This window comes from Streptomyces phytophilus, assembly GCF_013870535.1.
Classification (GTDB): Bacteria; Actinomycetota; Actinomycetes; order Streptomycetales; family Streptomycetaceae; genus Streptomyces; species Streptomyces phytophilus.
Window position 1 is genome coordinate 13,593 of sequence record NZ_JACBXC010000008.1, and the last position, 19,322, is coordinate 32,914.

Annotated in this window: 19 protein-coding genes; 7 read left to right on the top strand and 12 right to left on the bottom strand. The window is 71.1% G+C overall.

Annotated elements, in window-relative coordinates:
* Positions 1-156: 156 nt before the first annotated feature.
* A complete protein-coding gene (locus H5J30_RS01390; protein WP_181785289.1) occupies positions 157-363 on the top strand; it encodes a hypothetical protein in 207 nt (68 codons plus the stop codon).
* On the opposite strand, the gene H5J30_RS01395 is transcribed toward H5J30_RS01390, so the two are convergent.
* Both H5J30_RS01395 and H5J30_RS01400 read right to left on the bottom strand, forming a co-directional pair.
* Entirely contained in the window at positions 346-1,299 is a 954-nt protein-coding gene (locus H5J30_RS01395; RefSeq protein WP_181785290.1) for an IS481 family transposase, read from the bottom strand. The two genes, H5J30_RS01390 and H5J30_RS01395, sit on opposite strands and share 18 nt — an antisense overlap.
* A gap of 142 nt (positions 1,300-1,441) precedes the next feature.
* Complete coding sequence (locus H5J30_RS01400; protein ID WP_181785291.1) at positions 1,442-2,368, bottom strand: LysR family transcriptional regulator; 927 nt, start codon at positions 2,366-2,368, stop codon at positions 1,442-1,444.
* Positions 2,369-2,470: 102 nt separating this feature from the next.
* On the opposite strand from H5J30_RS01400, the gene H5J30_RS01405 reads away from it, so the two are divergent.
* Positions 2,471-3,580 carry an aldo/keto reductase gene (locus H5J30_RS01405; protein WP_181785292.1) on the top strand — a complete coding sequence of 370 codons (1,110 nt, stop codon included), beginning with the start codon at positions 2,471-2,473 and terminating at the stop codon, positions 3,578-3,580.
* A gap of 196 nt (positions 3,581-3,776) precedes the next feature.
* On the opposite strand, the gene H5J30_RS01410 is transcribed toward H5J30_RS01405, so the two are convergent.
* The 5 genes from H5J30_RS01410 to H5J30_RS01430 all read right to left on the bottom strand — a co-directional run bounded on the left by H5J30_RS01410 (position 3,777) and on the right by H5J30_RS01430 (position 7,774).
* Positions 3,777-4,433 carry an SDR family oxidoreductase gene (locus tag H5J30_RS01410; RefSeq protein WP_181785293.1) on the bottom strand — a complete coding sequence of 219 codons (657 nt, stop codon included), beginning with the start codon at positions 4,431-4,433 and terminating at the stop codon, positions 3,777-3,779.
* 133 nt (positions 4,434-4,566) lie between these two features.
* Positions 4,567-5,274 (bottom strand): type 1 glutamine amidotransferase domain-containing protein, encoded by a 708-nt coding sequence (locus H5J30_RS01415; protein ID WP_181785294.1) that lies wholly within the window; start codon positions 5,272-5,274, stop codon positions 4,567-4,569.
* Positions 5,275-5,409: 135 nt separating this feature from the next.
* Positions 5,410-5,997, bottom strand: a complete 588-nt coding sequence (locus tag H5J30_RS01420) for a TetR/AcrR family transcriptional regulator (protein WP_181785295.1) — start codon at positions 5,995-5,997, stop codon at positions 5,410-5,412.
* Between the two features lie 66 nt (positions 5,998-6,063).
* Positions 6,064-6,900 (bottom strand): alpha/beta fold hydrolase, encoded by an 837-nt coding sequence (locus H5J30_RS01425; RefSeq protein WP_181785296.1) that lies wholly within the window; start codon positions 6,898-6,900, stop codon positions 6,064-6,066.
* 325 nt (positions 6,901-7,225) lie between these two features.
* Positions 7,226-7,774 carry a TetR/AcrR family transcriptional regulator gene (locus tag H5J30_RS01430; RefSeq protein ID WP_181785297.1) on the bottom strand — a complete coding sequence of 183 codons (549 nt, stop codon included), beginning with the start codon at positions 7,772-7,774 and terminating at the stop codon, positions 7,226-7,228.
* A gap of 107 nt (positions 7,775-7,881) precedes the next feature.
* Between H5J30_RS01430 and H5J30_RS01435 the strand changes: the two genes are divergently transcribed.
* From H5J30_RS01435 to H5J30_RS01455, 5 genes are all read left to right on the top strand, one after another.
* The gene (locus tag H5J30_RS01435) at positions 7,882-8,742 is read left to right on the top strand and encodes an enoyl-CoA hydratase/isomerase family protein (protein WP_181785298.1); all 861 of its coding nucleotides are present in this window, start codon (positions 7,882-7,884) and stop codon (positions 8,740-8,742) included.
* A 370-nt stretch (positions 8,743-9,112) separates the two neighbouring features.
* Positions 9,113-9,547 (top strand): HIT family protein, encoded by a 435-nt coding sequence (locus tag H5J30_RS01440; protein WP_181785299.1) that lies wholly within the window; start codon positions 9,113-9,115, stop codon positions 9,545-9,547.
* A 21-nt stretch (positions 9,548-9,568) separates the two neighbouring features.
* Entirely contained in the window at positions 9,569-11,200 is a 1,632-nt protein-coding gene (locus H5J30_RS01445) for a GMC family oxidoreductase (protein WP_181785300.1), read from the top strand.
* A 541-nt stretch (positions 11,201-11,741) separates the two neighbouring features.
* Positions 11,742-13,481 carry an ankyrin repeat domain-containing protein gene (locus tag H5J30_RS01450; protein WP_181785301.1) on the top strand — a complete coding sequence of 580 codons (1,740 nt, stop codon included), beginning with the start codon at positions 11,742-11,744 and terminating at the stop codon, positions 13,479-13,481.
* A gap of 463 nt (positions 13,482-13,944) precedes the next feature.
* On the top strand, positions 13,945-14,478 hold the full coding sequence (locus H5J30_RS01455) for an EF-hand domain-containing protein (RefSeq protein ID WP_181785302.1): 534 nt from the start codon (positions 13,945-13,947) through the stop codon (positions 14,476-14,478).
* Positions 14,479-14,556: 78 nt separating this feature from the next.
* Here H5J30_RS01455 and H5J30_RS01460 read toward each other — a convergent pair whose 3' ends face one another.
* The 5 genes from H5J30_RS01460 to tpg all read right to left on the bottom strand — a co-directional run.
* Positions 14,557-15,462, bottom strand: a complete 906-nt coding sequence (locus H5J30_RS01460; protein ID WP_181785303.1) for a class I SAM-dependent methyltransferase — start codon at positions 15,460-15,462, stop codon at positions 14,557-14,559.
* Positions 15,463-15,542: 80 nt separating this feature from the next.
* Positions 15,543-16,649: an NAD(P)-dependent alcohol dehydrogenase gene (locus H5J30_RS01465; protein WP_181785304.1), complete on the bottom strand. Its 1,107-nt coding sequence runs from the start codon at positions 16,647-16,649 to the stop codon at positions 15,543-15,545.
* Between the two features lie 2 nt (positions 16,650-16,651).
* Positions 16,652-18,052, bottom strand: a complete 1,401-nt coding sequence (locus H5J30_RS01470) for an aldehyde dehydrogenase family protein (protein ID WP_181785305.1) — start codon at positions 18,050-18,052, stop codon at positions 16,652-16,654.
* 8 nt (positions 18,053-18,060) lie between these two features.
* Positions 18,061-18,816 carry a (5-formylfuran-3-yl)methyl phosphate synthase gene (locus H5J30_RS01475; protein ID WP_181785306.1) on the bottom strand — a complete coding sequence of 252 codons (756 nt, stop codon included), beginning with the start codon at positions 18,814-18,816 and terminating at the stop codon, positions 18,061-18,063.
* Positions 18,817-19,089: 273 nt separating this feature from the next.
* On the bottom strand, positions 19,090-19,322 hold a 233-nt coding region (gene tpg / locus H5J30_RS01480; protein ID WP_445194931.1), incomplete at its 5' end, for a telomere-protecting terminal protein Tpg.

Genomic DNA, 19,322 nt, shown 5'->3' on the forward strand with positions numbered 1-19,322 from the left:
CCGCCGGACGTACAGCTCGCCGCCACGACGGCCGTCCATCAGATCGCCGCAGGAGAAGCAGTGCTCGTCGGCGCCGTGGATGCCTGCCGCCGGTGAACCGCGTCCACGCTCTCTCAGCCTGCTGTCGCCGCCACCGAGGGCGACGACAGCCACCGGGTGCTGGTACAGCCGGTGGCGGACGGCGCGGGCTGGGTCGTGACCGCCACGGACCTCGACCGGCGGAACGGCACGATCTCCCAGCTCGTCACCGTCAACGTGACGGTGAGCGGGATCGGCCTGCTCGTCCTGGCCGTCGACGCGGTACGCGACGCCCGGCTCCTCGCGCCGGACCGCGGCGGACACGGCCTAGCTGTATTGCCCTGAGAGGTTCGGAACACGACTGGCGGGTGGCTGGCCTTTTAGCGCGGTGTGTCCGCGGTGGTGATTGTAGGTGTGCAGCCAGTGGGGGAATGCTTCGCGTCGTTCCTGCTCGCTGCGGTAGGGGCGGGCGTAGGCCCATTCATCGAGCAGGGTGCGGTTGAGGCGTTCGACCTTGCCGTTGGTCTGGGGCCGGTAGGGCCGGGTTCGCTTGTGGGCGATCTGGGCCTCCTGCAGCAGGTCACGCCAATCACGTGAGCGATAGCAGGAGCCGTTGTCGGTCAGGACCCGCTCCACGGTGATCCCGGCCTGGACGAAGAAGGCGTGGGCCCGCTTCCAGAAGCCGGTGGCGGTCTCTTTCTTCTCGTCGGCGTGGATCTCGCTGTAGGCCAGGCGGGAGTGGTCGTCGACGGCGGTGTGCAGGTAGCTGTAGCCGGCATGGGCGCGGTTCTTGCGGCCCGCTTGCCGGCCCAGGGCCTTGTGCCCGCCGCCGTCGGGAATGTTGCCGAGCTTCTTGATGTCCACGTGCACCAGCTCGCCGGGGCGTTCGCGTTCGTAGCGGCGTATGCCCCGGCCGGTGGCCCGGTCCAGGTGTGCCAGGCGGGCCAGGCCGTAGCGGGTGAGTACCCGGTGCACGGTCGAGGGGACCAGGCGGAGGAGGTGCGCAATGCGGGCTGGGCCCCACCGGCGCAGCACGCGGACCTTGATGATGCGCCGCTCGGTGCGGGTCGGCGTCCGCCGCGGGCTGGTGCGCGGGCGGCTGGAGCGGTCGGCCATGCCCGCCTCGCCGTACAGCCGGTAGCAGTCGGCCCACCGCTGGGCGGTGCCCACGGAGACCTGGAACCGTTCGGCGGCCCGCCGCAACGGCCAGTTGTCGTCCACGACGCAGCGAGCCAGACGCAGACGGCCGGTCTCGGTCAGCGGTGCATTACGGTGAGGCATGAGGGCCTTTCTGGTCGCCGGTGCAGATCTCGCAATCCACACCGAGCCAGAAGGCCCTCACCCACATCAAGATCAGTCAGCCGTGACCCCTGTCACCATCCACAACCTCCCCGGACAGAACAACTAGCGCCGAGTCGGTGGTTCAGGCACCGGAGCCGGCGGCGTCGGGGGAGGTGGCGGTCCAGCCCTCGGCGGTGCCCAGGGCACGGGCAGTGCGGACCAGCGCCGCGAGAGCGGGGGCGTTGTGCGCGCCGCGGTGGACCAACTGCAGGGGCACGGGCGGCAGCGGGTCGGTGAGGGTCAGGCGCGCGGCGGCGGGGAGCAGGTGCTCGGCGACGGAGCGCGGCAGCAGCATAAAGCCGTCGGCGAGGACGCCGAGATGGTTGCGCAGCCCGGGGACCGGGTTGTGCCAGACGGCGAAGTCCTCACCGGTGCTGCGGGCGGCGGCCAGGACCGCGTCGTGGTAGTCGGGGGCCAGGTCCCGGGCGAGGAAGCGAAAGGTCTCGCCGCGCAGGTCGCGCAGGGCCACCGCACCGCGGCCGGCGTACCGGTGGCCGGCGTGCACCACGGCGACGTACTCCTCGGCGCGCAGCGTCAGCGCCCGGCAGTCCCGCGGGGTCGGCAGGTGACGGCCGAGCGCGGCGTCGAGCCCGCCGGTGCGCAGGCCGTCGACGAGTCCGGGGTCCCAGGACTCGACCGCCTCCACGGTCACCTCCGGGTGCGCCTCGGCGAGGGCGGCGAGGAGCAGGGGCATCTCGGAGTGCGCGGTGGTCGGCCCGTAGCCGACGCGCAGGGTTCCGGTGGCGGTGCGGGCGGCGCGGCGGGTGACGGCGACCGTCCGCTCGGCGGCGGCCAGCGTCTCCCGCGCGGCGTCGACGAATGCCTGCCCCGCGCCGGTGAGCCGGGTCGGCCGGCGCTCGAAGAGGGCGACCCCCAACTCGCCCTCCAGTTGCCGTATCTGGCGGCTGAGCGGCGGCTGGGCGATGTGCAGCCGCTCGGCGGCGGCCTGGAAGCCGCCGGTCTCGGCGACGGCGATGACGTAGCGCATCAGGCGCAGGTCCAGCGACATACCTTCAGGGTATGTGCCCAGACCAAACCGGTCTGTGCGTTCATCCCACGTCCCGGCTTACGCTCCGAGCGGCAAGTGCCCCGCCACGGATGGGAGTTGGCCATGACGACCGACGACAGCCCGACGACAGCTACCCGCGGCACCACCCGGCGCCGCGTGCTCCAGGCCACCGGTGGTCTGGCCGTGGCGGCGGCAGCGGCCGGTGCCGGGACCGCGGCGGCACAAGGGCGGGCCGGCGCACCCGGGCCGCGGGAACTGATCACCCGGGAGGTGCCGGGCACCGGGGAGCGGCTGCCGGCCGTCGGGCTCGGCACGTTCACCACCTTCGACACCCTGCCGGACGCGCCCACCGGCCACATCGCCGAGGTGGTCAGGCGGTTCTACGAGGCGGGCGGCCGGGTGGTTGACACCTCCCCGCTCTACGGCGCCGCCGAGACCAACACCGGCGCCGCCCTCACCGGCTTCCAGGACCGGGTGTTCCTGGCCGACAAGATCTGGTCCACCGGCGACTTCCTGTGGGACGAGGGCCACGCGCTGGCCAGTCTCGAGCGCTCCATGGAACGCCTCGCGCGCGGGCGGCCGCTGGATGTCGTACAGGTACACAGCCTGGTCAACATCGACTGCGTCCTGCCGATGCTGCACGCGTGGAAACGGGAGGGCCGCATCCGCGCCATCGGCGTCACCCACCACGAGCCGGCCTACTTCGACGTGCTTGCCGACTGGATCGAGCGCGGCGACGTCGACTTCGTCCAGGTGCACTACTCCGTGCGCACCCGCGCCGCCGAGGAGCGCGTGCTCCCGGCGGCGGCGGACAACGGCGTCGCGGTCCTGGTGAACATGCCGCTGGAGAAGGCGCGGCTGCACCACGTCGTACGCGGCCGGGAGGTGCCGGACCTCGTGGGGGAGTTCGGGGCGGCCACCTGGTCGCAGTTCTTCCTGAAGTGGGTGCTCAGCCACCCGGCCGTCACCGCCGTGCTGCCGGCCACCTCCGACCCCGACCACCTGACCGAGAACGTCGGCGCCATGCGCGGCGAGCTACCCGACCGCGCGCTGCGGCGGCTGATGGTGCGGTACATGGAGAAGGTGCCGGGCTTCGACGCTCTGCCCACCGCCCCCTGGTACCCCGGCAAGTCCTACCCGGGGCTCGTCACCCGTGCCCAGTCGGCGATCCGGGAGCGCAGCCCCTGGTGGCCACCGGTGCCGACGGCCTGACCCGCTCCGCTCACCGCCGCCGGACCGCCCTCCACGCACACCCGCGCCCGGGGTGCCGGCGGCGGGAGGGGCGCCGGGGGTCAGGCGGCCGGTTCCCCCTCGGTGCGGGTTCGGTAGGCGCGCTTTCAAGCAGCGCTACGGACTCGCGCCCACCGGGTACGCCCGGCAGAACTCCTGATCAGAAGGGCCCGACTGGTCAGTTGCGGGTCTGCCGGCGGACAGCGTCGGCGATGGGGTGGGGACCTTGGGCGAGTTCGAGGATCCGGTGGTGGATCTGTGGGGTGTGGACGAGTTCGGCGAGGACCGCTGCGACATCGTCACGGGTGATGTCGGTGTGGACCAGGGCAGGGGCGAGGCTGATCCGGCCGGTGCCCGGGGTGTCGGTGAGTGCGGCGGGGCGCAGGATGGTCCAGTCGAGGTCGGTGGCGGCCAGTTCGGCGTCTGCCTTCTTCTTGACGTCGATGTAGTGCTCGAAGGTGTCGGACACTTCGCGGCCGCGCCAGGCTTCGGGGAAGACGGAGACGAGCAGCAGGCGGTGGATGCCGGCACGGGTGGCTGCCTCGATGGCGGTGGTCAGGCCGGTGCCGTCGACGGCGGTGGTGGCGGTGGTCCCGCCTTCGCCGCCGGCCCCGGCGGCGAAGACCAGGACGTCGGTGCCGTGCAGCAGATCGGCGAGGGCGGGTGCGTCGAGGCGGGTCAGGTCGCCGTGGGTGGCGTGGATGCCCTCGGTGGCGAGGTGTTCGCCCTGTTCCGGACGACGGTAGAGCCCGTCGACCCGGTCACCGGCGGCGGTCAGCAGACGCGCCAGACGGCTCCCGACGCCGCCGGCGATGCCCACGATGAAGACCTTCATTGGTGTCACTCTCCTTGGGGGTGCAGACCGGGGCTGGCGGGTGGTGGGGGTGTGCCCCGCGGGCCTTTGGGCTGGTGCCGGCGGGTCCGCAGGGTCGGTGATGTGTGTGGGGTGGTGTTGGTTGGGGTGTGGGTTATGCGCGGGCTTCGTCGACCTGGTTGACGAGGGTGAGGAGGGTGAGGAGGGCGTCGGCGGCGGGTCCGGAGGAGGCGGGGCTCTGGCCGGTGATGAGGAGGCCGTCGATGACGACGTAGGGCTGCCAGTTGTCGGTCTTGGTGTAGTGGGCGCCGAGCTTGTTGAGTTCGTCCTCGACGAGGAAGGGGACGATGTCGGTGAGGCCGGCGTCGGCTTCCTCGCCGTTGGTGAAGCCGGTGACCTTGCGGCCGCGGACGAGGGGGGTGCCGTCGGGGTTGCTGGCGTGGCGCAGGGTGCCGGGGGCGTGGCAGACCAGGGCGAGGGGCTTGCCGGCGCGCAGGGTGGTTTCGATGAGGCGGACGGAGGTGGGGTCTTCGGCGAGGTCCCACAGGGGGCCGTGGCCGCCGGGGTAGAAGACGGTGTCGAAGTCGTCGGCGGAGACGCTGTCGAGCCGGACGGTGTGGGCGAGGTCGGCCATGGCGTCGGGGTCGGCCTCGAAGCGGCGGGTCTCGTCGGTCTGGAAGGCGGGTTCGTTGCTCTTGGGGTCCAGGGGCGGCCTGCCGCCCTTGGGGGAGGCGAGTACGACGTCGGCGCCGGCTTCCTTGAAGCGGTAGTAGGGGGCGGCGAGTTCCTCCAGCCAGAAGCCGGTCTTGCGGCCGGTGGTGCCGAGTTCGTCGTGCGAGGTGAGAACGATGAGGATCTTCATGGTGTGCACTTCCTGCGCAAGTAGACCGGTCGACTCCGACAAGGTACGGGAGGCGACCGGACTCCGGGCGGATCTTCCGGGTCGAGGTGCGCCGTGATTCTGGGTTCTGCGCTGTGCTTTTCTGTGTCCTTGGTTCTACAGGTGCAGGAGCCGACGGGTGGCCGTCATCGTGGTGCCGAAGGGGCTCGCGTCACGGTTGATCTTGACGAGGAGGCTCGCTCCGAGCCACATGTCGTACAGGGCCTGTGCGGTGTCGCGGGCGGAGCCGTCGACCGTGAGCGATCCGTCCTCCAGGCCGGCGGTGATCGTCCGTTCCAGTCGGTCGACCATGGCGGTGGTGCCCTCCTTCAGGGCGATCCGCATCGTCTCCGACAGGTCGGAGACCTCCGCGCCGAGCTTGACGGTCAGGCACTTGCCCTGGCAGTCGTTGGCGCTCTGCGTGTCCCGCCAGTACTGCCAGTAGTTCATCAGCCGCTGTGCTGCGGTCAGTCCGGGCTCGGCGAGGATGCGGTCCATGTCTGCCAGGTAGTCGGCGTAGTAGGCCCGCATCACCGCCTCGCCGAAGGCGTCCTTGGAGCCGAAGAAGTGGTAGAAGGATCCCTTCGGGACCCCGGCGGCGGTGAGGATCTCGTTGATGCCCACCGCCGCGAACCCCTTGCGGGGAAGGATCTGCTGGGCGGCCCTGAGGATGCTCTCGCGAGTGTTGCCCTGGACGGTGTTCATGTGCGCCACGCTATCACCCATTAGACCAGTCGTCTATTTGACTCCGAGCGTCAGCCGCGCCCCGCGTCACTGGCCGAGGAAGTCCAGGAGGATCTCGTTGACCTCGGCGGTGTGGGTGGTGAGCAGCCCGTGCGGTGCCCCGTCGATCTCGACGTACTTGGCGGCGGGCAGGGCCTTGGCGAAGCGGCGTCCGGTGGCGTCGACGGGCAGGGTCCGGTCGCCCGTGCCGTGCACGATCAGGGCGGGGACGTCGATCCGGGGGATGTCGGCGCGGAAGTCGGTGGGCCAGGTCAGCGGGGCGGCGGCCGAGGCGATCGGGCCCGCGCCGGCCGCCACGTTCCAGGCGTTGCGCACGGCTTCCTCGCTCACCCGGGTGCCCAGGTTCTCGTCGAGGTTGAAGAAGTCGGCGTAGAAGCCCGTGAAGAAGGCGTAGCGGTCCTTCTTCACCGCCTCGGAGACGCCCTCGAAGAAGGCGGGCGGGGCGGCGCCGTCGGGGTTGTCGTCGGTGATCGCCAGATACGGCTCCAGTGATGCGAGGAACACCGCCTTGGCGACCCGGTCGGAGCCGTAGGCGGACAGGTAGCGGGCGACCTCGCCGGTGCCCATCGAGAAGCCGACCAGGACCGCGTCGCGCAGGTCGAGGGTCTCCATGACGGTGTGCAGGTCGGCGGCGAACGTGTCGTAGTCGTAACCGGTGGACGGCTGGCTGGACTTACCGAAGCCGCGCCGGTCGTAGGTGACGACCCGGTGGCCGGCCGCCAGCAGGGCCGGGACCTGACCCTCCCAGGAGTTGCCGTCCAGCGGGTAGCCGTGGATCAGGACGACCGGCTGCCCCGTCCCCTTGTCCTCGTAGTGCAGTTCGATGTCGGTGCTGTTCTCCGTGCCGACCCTGATGCGCCCCATGATGCCTTCCCCTTCCGGGAATCCGGTGTGTGTCGCGTTCCGACACCCAGGACTATACGACCGGTCTACTCCCCTCGCAACCCTCACCACCGAAATTGATCGAGGGGTCGCCGCATGGCTGCTGGCGTTGTCGGTGCCTCGGGATACGGTGCGAAGCGATGGTGCGGGGGTGGCGGACCCGACGTGCCGACCGCATTGATGGTCGCCTCGGTTCGTCGCCGAGCAGTCGAAGAGCTGCCGCTTCTCCACTGACGCCAGGTCGTCATCGACGCCGACACCATGGTGATCGCCGACGGCGGCTACCGAGGCGCCGGCCCGGTCATCGCTATGCGGGCCAGGCCCGGGCCGCGTAACGGGTCGCGTCCAGGAGGCGGGCCCGGTCGGCGCCGTCGCGGGCCAGGGCGGCCATGCCGGCCAGGACGGTGTCGACGAACGCGGCCACGCCGTCGGCCTCGGCGGCCGACGCGAGTTCTCCCTCGGCGGCGGCCCGGCGCAGTCGTGCCCGGATCAGGTCGCGTGTCCTGCTGCGTCGTTCGGCGAGCCGCGGCTCGCCCATGACGAGGCAGCCGGGGGGCTGTCCGGGTGCGGAGAAGTGCTCGGCCGAGGACTGCAGCAGGCGCTCGATCGCCTCGCGTGCCGTGGGTGCCGACAGGTCGCGCTCCAGGTCCTCGTCCAGATGTTCGGCGTAGAGCGCGCTCGCCTTCTCGAACAGCGCGTCCTTGTCGCCGAAGGCCACGTACAGGCTCGGTGCGGCGATCCCCGCCTCCTCGCACACCTGCGCGATGCTCACCCCGTCGTATCCGCGCTCCCAGAACGCGCGCATCGCCATCCGGAGCACCGCGTCCTTGTCGAACGTCCTCGGTCTACCTGTCATGACCCATATTTTAGCGCACGTTAAAGAACGTGCTACGCTCCTTCTGTAACTTCCACTAAACAACATGGAACGGCCCAGCCGCCACACCCACCCGCAGGAGAGCAGCGATGAGCTACAGCGGTTACAAGTCCCTGGTGGTCCGCGTGGAGGACCGGATCGCCCGGGTGACCATCGACAACCCGCCGGTGAACACCGTCGACACCACACTGGCCGGTGACCTCAAGGCGTTCGCCGACGAGGTGGCGTCCGACGAGGGCGTCGCCGTGATCGTCCTGCAGTCGGCCAACCCCGAGTTCTTCTCCGCTCACGCGGACTTCGAGTGGTCCTTCGATCCGAGCACCCTCATGGCCCTGGCCGACCCCGAGGCCGACCCGGCCCTCAACCCGCTTCAGCAGCTCAACGAGCGGCTGCGCACGCTGCCGCAGGTGACGATCGCGAAGCTGCGCGGCTATGCCCGCGCGGGCGGCGCCGAGCTGGCGATGGCCGCGGACATGCGGTTCGCCGCCGCGGACCGGACCTGGCTGTCCCAGCCGGAGTCGCTGATGGGCATCTTCCCCGGCGGGGGCGGCACCCAGTACCTCAACCGGCTGGTCGGCCGCGCCCGGGCCCTGGAGATCGTGCTGGGGGCCGAGCTGTTCGACACCTCCGTCGCCGAGCGCTACGGGTGGATCAACCGCGCGGTGCCCGACGAACATCTCGACGCGTTCGTCGACGCCCTCGCCCGCCGTATCGCCGCGCTGCCCCAGGGTGTGGCCGCCGCCGCGAAGGAGGCGCTGGACGCGGCCGAGGCGAGCGGCCCCGTACCCGACCTGGCCGAGGAAGCGGCCGCCCACGCCAAGGTCTACCCCTCCCCCGACGATGTCGTCCACCGCCTCCGCGTGCTGATGGACCACGGCGGGCAGACACGCGACGGCGAACTGCAGCTGGAGCGCCTCCTCGAATCCATCCCCTGGGCCCACCGCTCCTGAACGACCACCAGCCACCGGGCACCGCACTGCCGAGGGCCCAGTGCCTCCGGCGATGGCGACCTGCGCCGCCGCTCGCAGCCATTGGCGGAGTCGAGACATGCGCCCAGGCCAACGGTTCCCAGGCGAAGGCGTCCCCGGCACGCCGTACCCGGCCGAAGGGGACGTCGGCGAAGTGGATGCCGAATCCGACGATGCGAGCGGCCAAGCACCTCTGCAACACCTCGCCGGCTTCGACAACGGGACGCCAGGTGGCCGCGTGAGGAACTTCCCTTACGTCCCTCGGACTTCACCCGGCAACCGGGGCGGCGCCAGGACTGGCCCGCATCCTCCGCGGAGGAGCCGTCCGCCGTATGTGAAAGGAACTTCAGCCGTGCCCACTCTGTTCTCCCGCATCATCGCCGGTGAGCTGCCCGGACGCTTTGTCTGGCAGGATCCCGAGGTCACCGCGTTTCTCACCGTCGCGCCCTTGCGGCCCGGCCACACCCTCGTTGTCCCCCGGCGCGAGATCGACCGGTGGACGGATGCCGACGGCCCGCTTCTGGCGCGGTGCATGGAGGTCGCCCGGGCCGTTGGGCAAGGAGTGCAGCGGGCCTGGGACGCTCCACGGGCCGGCCTCGTCATCGCGGGCTTCGAGGTGCCGCACCTCCACATCCATGTCGCTCCTGTCTGGGACATGTCCGACTTCGATTTCACCAAGGCCAAGCTGGAGGAGGACCGGTCCGCACTGGACGACGCCGCGGAGAAACTGCGTGCCGCCCTGCTCGGACTCGGTTATGAACAGGCCCGGGACACCGACCGCGGCTGATACTCCAAGGAGACGCTGAGCATGGACAGCCACCCCGGACGTGCCGACGCCGCGGCGACCCCGACCACAGCCGCGACCACGCATTGGCTCGCACTCGCCGACCACCTGGACGACGGTGCCACGTTCGACTACATCGTGTGCGGCGCCGGTTCGTCAGGTTCCGTTCTCGCAGGCAGGCTCGCGGCCGATCCGGCCGTCACGGTCCTGCTCGTCGAGAGCGGCGGCAGTGACGACGACGAGCGTGTCCGCAATCCCGACCTGTGGCCGGCCAACCTCGGCAGCGAGCGGACCTGGGACCACGTCACGGAGCCGAACCACCATCTGAACGGGCGCCGGCTCGCCTATGCCACAGGCCGCGGGCTGGGCGGGGGAGGCGCCGTCAACGCGGGTGTGTGGGCCCGAGGCCATCGCACCGACTGGGACTCCTACGCCGAGGCCACGGGCGATCCCGCGTGGGGCTACGCGCACGTACTGGAGCACTACCGCGGCATCGAGGACTGGCAGGGCACGCCCGACCCCGAGCGCAGGGGGTCCGGCGGGCCGATGCGGATACGACCGTCGCAGGACGTGCATCCGCTCTTCACCGCCTTCCTCGACGCCGCCGAGGCCACCGGCATCCCCCGATTCGGCAGTGCCAACGGCGTCCTGATGGAGGCGAACTCCGGTGGCGCCGTGCGGGACGAGAACATCCACGACGGGGTGCGGCAGACCCCCTTCCGCCGCTACGTCGCAGACCGTCTGGGGCAGCCGAACCTGACGGTACTGCCGCACACGACGGTCTCCCGCGTCCTGGTCTCCGCGGGCCGGGCCCGCGGCGTCGAACTCGTGCGCGACGGTCAGCAGCTGCGCGCTCGCGCGTCGCAGGAGGTGGTGCTGTCGCTGGGCGCGCTGAGCACCCCGGCCGTGCTGATGCGGTCCGGGATCGGGGACGAGCGCGAACTGCGGGACCTGGGCATCCCGGTGGTCCAGCACCTGCCCGGCGTCGGCCGCAACCTTGACGACCACATACGCCTGCCCTGCATCTGGGAGGCGACGGACGTACCGCTGCCGGTGCCCACACGCAGCCAGGCTGTCTGCTTCTGGGAAGACGAAACACGGCCAGGGGCACCGGAGTTCGTCATGTACCTCTCGCCGGCGCCGTCCGTCTCCACCGAGAACGCGGCGCAGTACCCGCCGCCGGAGAGGTGTTTCACCCTGATGCCTGCCATGCGCCCGCGCGACGGCAGCCGCGGCCGGGTCCGCCTGGCGAGCACGGACCCGATGGCCGGACCGCGCATCGAGACGAACTTCCTCGCCGACCCCGACGACGTGCGCTCGGCCTTGTCCGCCGTCGCCAAGGCCCGGGAGGTCGGCAACTCCGCGGCGCTGCGCCCGTTCGTCGAGCGGGAGGTGTCCCCGGTGTCGTCGGTGACGGACACGGTGGAGGAGTTCGTGCGGAACGCCGTGGAAACCTTCTGGCACCAGAGCGGTACGTCCCGGATGGGACGGGACGAGGGAGCCGTCGTGGACGCGAGGCTCAAGGTGTACGGCATCGAGGGCCTGCGCGTCGCCGATGCCTCGGTGCTGCCCCATGTGACGGTCGCCAACACCATGGCCCCTTCCATGGCGGTCGGCGAGCGGGCGGCCGAGATTCTCGCGGCCGAACAGGGCTGATGAAAGGCCGGTCCCAAGGGCGGGCTGATCGGGCAGGCAGCTTCGGCGGGAGGGGCGGCGGGCCGGTGCCTGGGTTGGGTGTCACTGCTTCATCGCCTTCCTGGGGCCGGTGTGGACCGGTGGACGGGGGTCCGTCAGGCCCTGATCGAGGTACTGCTGCTGGGCCGGCACCTCAAACACGAACACCTGGTCGCCGGCTTGGCCCCCGCCTTGCGCGCCGGAGCGCTGACCACGGACGCGGTCGCTTTGGAGGCCCGACCAGCCGGCCTTCGGAAGCACATCGAGCTCGTGGTCGACCCGGAAACCGGAGCAGAGACGAGCGTGCGGCTGGGGGTACGGCTGTCCAACGTCCGTTCCGGGTGGGACGGTCTGACGCCCGAGCGTGCGGAGGCTCTGAACGAGCTGGGGCTCAGGTGGACGTAGAGCGCGACGTGCCGGACGCCTGGGGTGGGGATGCGTTCGGGCCCTGCCGGGGTTTTTCCCGGGTCCGCCCGGTCTGTGCTGCCCTGCCGGTGTCAGACCGCTCTGTCAGTCTCGGTGCATGGGGTTCTTCGACGATCTGGTTTTCCCGGAGGAACCGGCTGCGGAACGGGCTGTGTTGGTCCGGCTGGGTCCGCCGGGTGAGGAGGTGGGGAGGTATGCGCCGCCGGTCGACTGGTATGCGCCGGGGCTGGTGCCGCACCTTGCGGTGGCGGGGGCCGGTCCGCAGGTCAGGGTGGTGGTGACGGGGTGGTCTGTGTGGCCGGGAGCGGCCACGTTGCATCTGGCCGTGTTCCGCAAGACGCGCCGGCGGGACGCGGACGCAAGCCGGCAGTCTGGTCTGCGTGTGGGCATGCTCTTCTCCGATGGCCGCCGTGTCACCTCGCTGGACGGTACGGTGCAGCGGCGGGTGCGGTACACGACGCCTCAGGGCCTGCCGGTCGATGCGGCCACGGAGCAGGCGACCGGGCTGATCCCGCTGGATCCCGGGCTGCAGCAGAGCCGTCGGTCTCTTTTCAAGACGGACGTCGATCTCTATCTTTCGGAACTCCCGCCGCCAGGTGAGACGCAGTTGGTGGTCGAGTGGCCGGACGAGGCCGTAGCCGAGACCCGCATCGCCGTTGACGCGGCGGCGTTGCATGCTGCGGCGGGGGCGGCGCTGGAGGTCTGGCCGGGGCTCGGGCCGGCGGATCTTTCTGGGCCGCCGGGCGCGTTCGCGTCCGTGGAGTTCAGCGGCCCGCCTCAGTTCCTGGCTCCGCCCCTGACCCGCCGTCAGTGTCAGATGCTGCGCCGCCAGGAAGAGGAGCGCCGACGCTATGTGCCGCGGGCCGACTGGGAGGAGGTGCGCTGGCAGGATTGGTCGGATGCCGTGGTGATACGAGCGAGGCTGGACGGAGGTGCCCCAGCTGACGCAGCTGTCGGCTGGCGCGGCGCCACCCCGCTGCACCTCGCGGCCGAGCACGGGTCGGGGGAGGCGGTGGCCGCGCTCCTGCCCCATGTCGCTCGGGTCGACGCGCGCGACGACGACGGGCGCACTGCGTTGTGGTTCGCCGCGTGCAGTGTGGACGAGGGCAGCGTCCGCGCGTTGCTCGACGCCGGTGCCGATGTGTGGACTCCGCAGCTCGGGCCGTGGTCGCCGGGTCGGCTGCTGCTCACGACGCGGCTCGCGCAGCTCGTGGCGGACCTGCCGGGTTCGGTGTTGCCGCCCGCGGAGGAAACCGTCGCCTTCCAGGCGGCGGACGCGCTCATCGCGGCCTTCGGCGGGCGAGAGCTGTGGATCGAGGGGCTCGGCATCGCCTTCGTGCGGGGTCTGGACGAGGACGAGCTGATCCGACGGTTGGGCGCCGACCCCACGCACTGCCCGCGGGCAGCCCTGGAAGAGGCCCCATTCGACCCGACGGACTACGAGGAGTCCCTGCGCTTCGTGGGGGTCGCAAGCGTGCCGGGCGAACCAGGCGGCTGTGTGATCACCCAGCAGGGGTACATGCCCAGCGACAACGCCGTGCTGCGGGCGGTATCCCGGGGGACCTCCGCGTACGGCATCTACTACAACCCGAAGGGCGGCACGTTCGGCACCCTGGCCCGTGACGGTGAGATCGCGGACAGCGAGGAGATCGGACTGCGGCCGGCCGAGCAGGACCCGCCCGCCTACTGGCACTTCCGCTTCTGGCAGCGTGGGCGCACCTTTCCGTATGGTGCCAACACGCTCGCCTACGGCTGTGCCGCGGCCGGTCTGAAGATCAGCGACGGTCGGCAGGCAGCGGACCACCGCACTCCGCGTCGCTGGGTGGCGCTGCCATAGAGACGCGGAGAACGGGCCCGGGGTAGAGATACTGACCCGGTGATCATGGTCCCTGCGGCTGTGTCGACCTTCTCTGCAACAGGTGAGCGCCACCTGTCAGTCCCCAGTACGCGGTCAGCCGGTCTGTGGTGGTGACGCTCTGATGGCGGTGCCCAGCTGGCGCCCTCAGTGCCCCTGCGTGGCCGGTGTCCGAGGCGCCCCGGGGTGTCGGCCGTGGGTGGGATCGGTCGAAGCGGTCTGGTTGTCGCAGGTGAGGTGTCTGACTTGTCACATGCGCTCATTCGGCAGTTTTTCTGTCGCCAGAAGCGAAGATCGAGAGTCTGTGGCTCGTCGTGGCGGTTCTATGGGTCGTGGTCGCTGCACGCGCCGGGTTGGGAAGGGCAGTGTGTCCCAGCAGGGGTGAGTAGGGGCGCTCATTGGTCCAGGCCCGGAATCGTCGGGTCGTAGAAGACAGGTGATGGGAATGCGCGATGAGGCCGCCAAGCGGGTCGAGCTGGTCTTCTCCCTTTTCGACGCCAACGGCAACGGAGTCATCGACTCCGGCGACTTCGACTTGATGGCGGGCCGTGTTCTGGAGGCGGCGGCCGCTTCGGACGGCGGTGCCAGGGCCGCTATCCGGGCCGCGTTCCGCCGCTACTGGACGACGTTGGCCTCTGAGCTGGACGCCAATGGTGACGGTGTGATCACGGTGGACGAGTTCCGGCCGTTCGTGCTCGACCCCGAGCGTTTCGGTCCTACGGTCGCCGAGTTCGCCGAGGCCCTCTCCGCGCTCGGCGACCCCGACGGGGACGGTCTGATCGAGCGCCCCCTTTTCGTATCGCTGATGGCGGCGATCGGCTTCGCGGAGGCGAACATCCACGCTCTCTTCGACGCCTTCGGTCCGGACGGCGAGGACCGCATCACCGTGGCTACTTGGGCCGCCGGCATCGAGGATTACTATGCGCCGGATATGGCCGGGATCCCGGGCGACCAGTTGGTGGCTGCCGGGGCCGTCTGACACGGTCCGTCAGCGGCTTTCCCGGCGGTGGGGGCGGCACCGCTGCGACGTAGTCGGGCTGCCGGCTTCCTGCGGGCGTCATGGCGAGGGTTTGTGCGCGAAGACCCACCGGTTTCCCTCCAGTGCGTCGTTGGGTTCGGGGAGGGGGCCGCGTCGGTGGCGGCGGGTGAAGTCGAAGGGCGTGTGCATGGAGGTGGACCAGCCCTTGGCCGTCAGGTTGCCCGCGGAGTCGGGTCGTGGCCCGTTGTCGAAGAGGTGGAGCAGGTCGATGCCGATCTGTTCTCGTGTCGCCGTGTAGATCGGGCTGTCGCGGTACGCCTGCTGGTCGTTTTCCAGCTTGGCCTCGAAGGCCAGAGCGCTGCCTCCGGTGGTCAGCCTGTCCACCGTGTCGATGAGGTACGTCTCGGCCGGGGCCGGCAGGTAGAAGAGGAGTCCTTCGGCCAGCCAGACGCTCGGTGCGGCCGGGTCGAAGCCGGCGGTGGTCAGTGCGGTGACCCAGCCCTCGCGCAGGTCGGCCGGTACGGGGACGCGCTTCGTCTTCGGGGTGGCCGGCAGGTCGGTGAGCACCCGTTGCTTGAAGGCCAGCACGCCTGCCCTGTCGATCTCGTAGACGACGCAGTCGGACGGCAGGTCCAGTCGGAAGGCGCGGGTGTCCAGCCCTGCTCCCAGCAGGACCACCTGGCGGGTGCCCGCGCCGGCCGACCGGAGGAGGAAGTCGTCGAGCGCCCTGGTCCGCAGGCCGAAGTAGCGGGCGAACCGCCCCCACAGCGGGTTGTCGTCCCCGTCCGGAGCCTGCTCGATGCGTACCGGCCAGTCCGCGCAGGCGGGGGCCGCGCGGACGAAGTGTTCGGCGTAGGTGTCCTGGGCCAGGCTGTCGTGGCGGTGGGTCTCGATGGCGCGTGCCGCGGCGACCAGGAGGGCAGTCAGGCCCACACCTGCGTGCATGCCTTCCTCGTCTGTGTGCTGGGGCGTCGTGCCTGCCATGCTTCCTCCGTGGGCGGAAGTGGGGGGTGCGGGGTGCTCACTCGCCGGCTGGGGTGGGTGCTCGGTGCCGCGTGCCTCGCTCATCGGTTCGTTCTCTCCGGGAGCAGGACGGGTTTGACCGTGCGGCCCGCGTCGCAGTCGCGTTCGGCCTCGTTGATGCCGGCCAGCGGGTAGGTGCGGATCAGCTGGTCGAAAGGGAAGCGGCCGGCCTGCCACAGTCCGATCAGCCGGGGTATCAGTACTCCGGGTACGGCGTCTCCTTCGCAGATGTGGCGGATGCTGCGGCCGCGGTCGAGCGTGCCCGGTTCGAGCGCCAGTGGGGTGTGCAGGCGTGCCACCAGGCCGAGGCTGCCGGTGGGGCGCAGGGCTTGGAGCGCTTTGTTGATGAGCGGAGGTGAGGCCGTGGTGTCCAGTGCGTACTGGGCGCCGCCGCCGGTCAGTCGCCGGATCCGTTCGGGCAGGTCGGGTGAGGTGGCAGGCAGGGGGGTCGCGCCGAACCGCTCGGCCGCAGCGAGCCTTTCGGGGTGCCGGTCGACGGCCACGGTCGGTGCGCCTGCGGCGGTGGCCGCCATCACCGCGGACAGGCCCACTGCTCCCGCGCCGAGGACCACGAGGGTGTCGCCGGGGCCTGCGCCGAAGGTGTTCAGTACGGCTCCGGCCCCGGTGAGGGAACCGCAGCCGAGGGGTCCGAGCAGTTCGAGCGGTAGTGCGGGGTCGACCCGTACGGCGTTGCGAGCCGGGACGAGGGCGTACTGGGCGAAGGAGGACTGCCCGAACCACCGGGGTGCCAGTGCTCTGCCGGTCGCGTCGGTGAGCCGCGGCGGTTCCTCCTTGCGCCCCCCGAAGAGGTTGAGGGAGGCGAAGGAGTCGCAGTAGGCCGGGGCCGCGGCGCGGCAGGTGCGGCAGTGTCCGCAGGAGTCGAAGCTCAGTACGACGTGGTCGCCGGTGGCGATCGCGGCGTCCGGGCCACCCCCCGTCCGCACCACGATGCCGGCGCCCTCGTGGCCGAGGACGGCGGGCACAGGGCTCCGGCCGGCGGATCGCCGGACCGCGAGATCGGTCCGGCACATCCCGGTGCCCGCGATCTCGACCAGGATCTCGCCGGCGGCGGGCTCGGTCCGCAAAACCACCTCCTCGACCGTGAACGGGTTCGTGTACGAGCGCAGTACGGCTGCCTGGAACCTCATCGTCACGTCTCCTGGGGGCGGTGGACGACGAACGGCCGGAGGTTGCCGTACAGCCCCCATGGCCCGCCCGCGACGCCGACCCCGCTGTCCTTGACGCCTGCGAAGGGCTGGGCGAGGGACAGTTCGGCGTGATGGTTGACCCAGGCTGTGCCGCATTCAAGCCGCTCGGCCACTGCCTCGGCCCGGTCGGGGTCGGTACTCCACACGGAGCCGCCCAGTCCGAAGCCGGTGCTGTTGGCGGCGTCGACGGCTTCGTCGAGGCTCCGGTACGGCAGTACCGGCAGCACCGGTCCGAATTGCTCCCCGGTCACCACCGGGCTGCCGGGCGGCACGTCGGTGAGGATCGTGGGAGCGAAGAAGTAGCCCGGCCGGTCCAGCCGGTGGCCGCCCGCCGCCGCCCGGGCGCCGTCCGCCAGAGCCTGCTGTGTGACGTGGTCGATCCGGGCCAGTTGCGGGGCGTTGCTGACGGGGCCCAGCCGGGTGTCCGGGTCGAGGCCGGGGCCGACGGCGACGGTCTTCGCGCGCTGGGCGAGGGCTTCGACGACCTCGGTGTGCAGCCGGGCGGGGGCGTAGACGCGTTTGACGGCCATGCAGACCTGCCCGCAGTTGCGAAACGCCGCCCAGAACAGCCGGTCCGCGATCCGGTCCACTTCGATGTCGTCCAGGAGGACGGCAGCGTCGTTGCCGCCCAGTTCCAAAGTGACCCGGGTGAGTGAGGCCGCCGCCGCTTGGGCGACGGCCCGCCCGGTGGGCACCGAACCGGTGAAGGTGACGTGGCGGATGCCCGGATGGGATGCGAGGCGGGCGCCGAGGGGTTCGCGGCCGGTGACGACGGTCAGGACGTCCTCGGGCAGGGCGGTGGCAAGGACGGAGCCGAGCAGCCGGGTGGCCGAAGGGGTGAACGGGGAGGGTTTGAGGACCATGGTGTTGCCCGCCGCGAGCGCGGGCGCGAACTTGGCCGCCGCGAGTTGGAGGGGGAAGTTCCACGGCACGATCGCGGCGACGGGCCCCAGCGGGCGCCAGCGGATCTCGCTGCGCACCGGCCGGCCGTCGGCGATCCGCCGGGTTCGGGGGGCGAGGTCTGCGAAGTAGCACAGGCGGGCCGCGGTACGGGCGACTTCCGCGTACGACTCGGCCAGGGGCTTGCCCTGTTCCCGGGTGAGCAACCGGGCGAGGTCGTCGCCGGCGGCCTCCACCGCGTCGGCCGCCTCGCGCAACGCGGCGGTGCGTGCGGCGGGGTCGGCCCGCCAGCCGTGCCAGGCCCGGTGGGCCCGGTCGACCGCGGTGTCCAACTCGTCCGGCTGCTGATCGGGAGCCTCGTCGAAAGGTTCCCCGGTGGCCGGGTCGACGACGGCGAAGGGTGCGGCCAGGTATCCGGCGCGCTCGGCCTCGGAGGTCGGCATGGCGGCGGTCAGTGCATGGAGGAGACGCCGGCGGTGTGTTCTGTGGCGTGCCGGTCCATCTCCGCCCGGAAGGCGGCCACCAGATGCGGCTGGATCCTTCCGGTATTGCGGTCGCCGCCCTCGCAGACCGCTCCCCGCACGCCCACGATGTCCGTGCCGATGCGGGTCAGCGGGCCGAGGTCGGCCTGCGTGACGCTGCCCGCGAGGGCCGCGAGGCGGCTGGAGGCGTGGGTGAGCCGGACGAACTCCGCGCAGACGTCCGGCGGAACGTGGTCGAACAGCCGCGTCCCGTCCTTGACGGCGGTGTCGAGCATGGCCGCGTCGGCGCCGGACCGGGCGGTGATGTCGGGCACGGCGAGCGGGTTGACGCAGCCGATCCGGTGGGCGTCGGCGTAGCCCGAGGCGACGACGAGCGCGTCGGGGCGGTGGTCCTTCACCGCCCGGACGACCGCGCGCATGACCTCGATGCCCTGATCAGGTGTCGTGCAGCCGTAGAGGCCGACCTTGATGTACGTGGCCCCCGAGACGGCCGCGCCGAGTGCGGCCTGGGCCACTGTGCCGGGCTTGTACGGGACGTCCCCCACGGTCGCGGATACCGGTGTGTCCGCCGGGACGGCGTCGCGGATCTCCCTGATGACCCAGGGGAAGTTCGCGCCGAGCGAGCCTTCGTCGGGCTTCTTGACGTCGACGATGTCGAGATACTCCGCCGCCTTCGCGCAGTCGAGAGCCTCCTCGACACTGTCCGGGGAGATGAGAAGCAACACCCTGGCCTCCTTCGCCGCCGGTCCGCCCGGCCGAGGGGCAGGGGGCCCGGATCGCCTGGCTGATGTACGTGCGCTCATCATTTCCGTCACCCTTGGGAACCGGGAGGGCGCACAGAGTGCCCAGGGTGCTCATGCCTACGCATGACGCGCCGTACATACCGCGGCAAATTGACCACAGGTGATGATTCTTCTGGTTGGTGAGTAGTTGGTGGCATGGGTGATGATTGCGCTTCGGCTCGATCACGCAGCCGGTCGACGCTGCGCCCGCGGGGTTCAGGTGAGGTCGACGTCGAGGTGGTCGATGTCGGTGACGGTGACCTCCAGGCCGGCGGCGCGGCGGCCGCGGTCCTGGAAGTAGGCGTGCCCGAGGCCGGCGCCGAGGAGGTCCCGCAGTTCCGCCTCACCGGCGCCGGCGGCGTGCCGGGCGAGGAGCCGGGCGGTGGTGTCCGGGGGGAGTTGTTCGGTGATGCGGCGCATCCGCGGGTCGTCGGTCGAGCCCGGGGCGG

Bases quoted from the DNA above. Each gene is read 5' to 3' on its own strand.
- H5J30_RS01435 (WP_181785298.1), top strand. From the start codon at position 7,882: ATGAGCTACAGCGGTTACAAGTCCCTGGTGGTCCGCGTGGAGGACCGG.
- H5J30_RS01420 (WP_181785295.1), bottom strand. From the start codon at position 5,997: ATGAACACCGTCCAGGGCAACACTCGCGAGAGCATCCTCAGGGCCGCC.
- H5J30_RS01410 (WP_181785293.1), bottom strand. From the start codon at position 4,433: ATGAAGGTCTTCATCGTGGGCATCGCCGGCGGCGTCGGGAGCCGTCTG.
- H5J30_RS01425 (WP_181785296.1), bottom strand. From the start codon at position 6,900: ATGGGGCGCATCAGGGTCGGCACGGAGAACAGCACCGACATCGAACTG.
- H5J30_RS01460 (WP_181785303.1), bottom strand. From the start codon at position 15,462: ATGGCAGGCACGACGCCCCAGCACACAGACGAGGAAGGCATGCACGCA.
- H5J30_RS01400 (WP_181785291.1), bottom strand. From the start codon at position 2,368: ATGTCGCTGGACCTGCGCCTGATGCGCTACGTCATCGCCGTCGCCGAG.
- H5J30_RS01430 (WP_181785297.1), bottom strand. From the start codon at position 7,774: ATGACAGGTAGACCGAGGACGTTCGACAAGGACGCGGTGCTCCGGATG.
- H5J30_RS01455 (WP_181785302.1), top strand. From the start codon at position 13,945: ATGCGCGATGAGGCCGCCAAGCGGGTCGAGCTGGTCTTCTCCCTTTTC.
- H5J30_RS01405 (WP_181785292.1), top strand. From the start codon at position 2,471: ATGACGACCGACGACAGCCCGACGACAGCTACCCGCGGCACCACCCGG.
- H5J30_RS01470 (WP_181785305.1), bottom strand. From the start codon at position 18,052: ATGCCGACCTCCGAGGCCGAGCGCGCCGGATACCTGGCCGCACCCTTC.
- H5J30_RS01450 (WP_181785301.1), top strand. From the start codon at position 11,742: ATGGGGTTCTTCGACGATCTGGTTTTCCCGGAGGAACCGGCTGCGGAA.
- H5J30_RS01415 (WP_181785294.1), bottom strand. From the start codon at position 5,274: ATGAAGATCCTCATCGTTCTCACCTCGCACGACGAACTCGGCACCACC.
- H5J30_RS01395 (WP_181785290.1), bottom strand. From the start codon at position 1,299: ATGCCTCACCGTAATGCACCGCTGACCGAGACCGGCCGTCTGCGTCTG.
- H5J30_RS01445 (WP_181785300.1), top strand. From the start codon at position 9,569: ATGGACAGCCACCCCGGACGTGCCGACGCCGCGGCGACCCCGACCACA.
- H5J30_RS01465 (WP_181785304.1), bottom strand. From the start codon at position 16,649: ATGAGGTTCCAGGCAGCCGTACTGCGCTCGTACACGAACCCGTTCACG.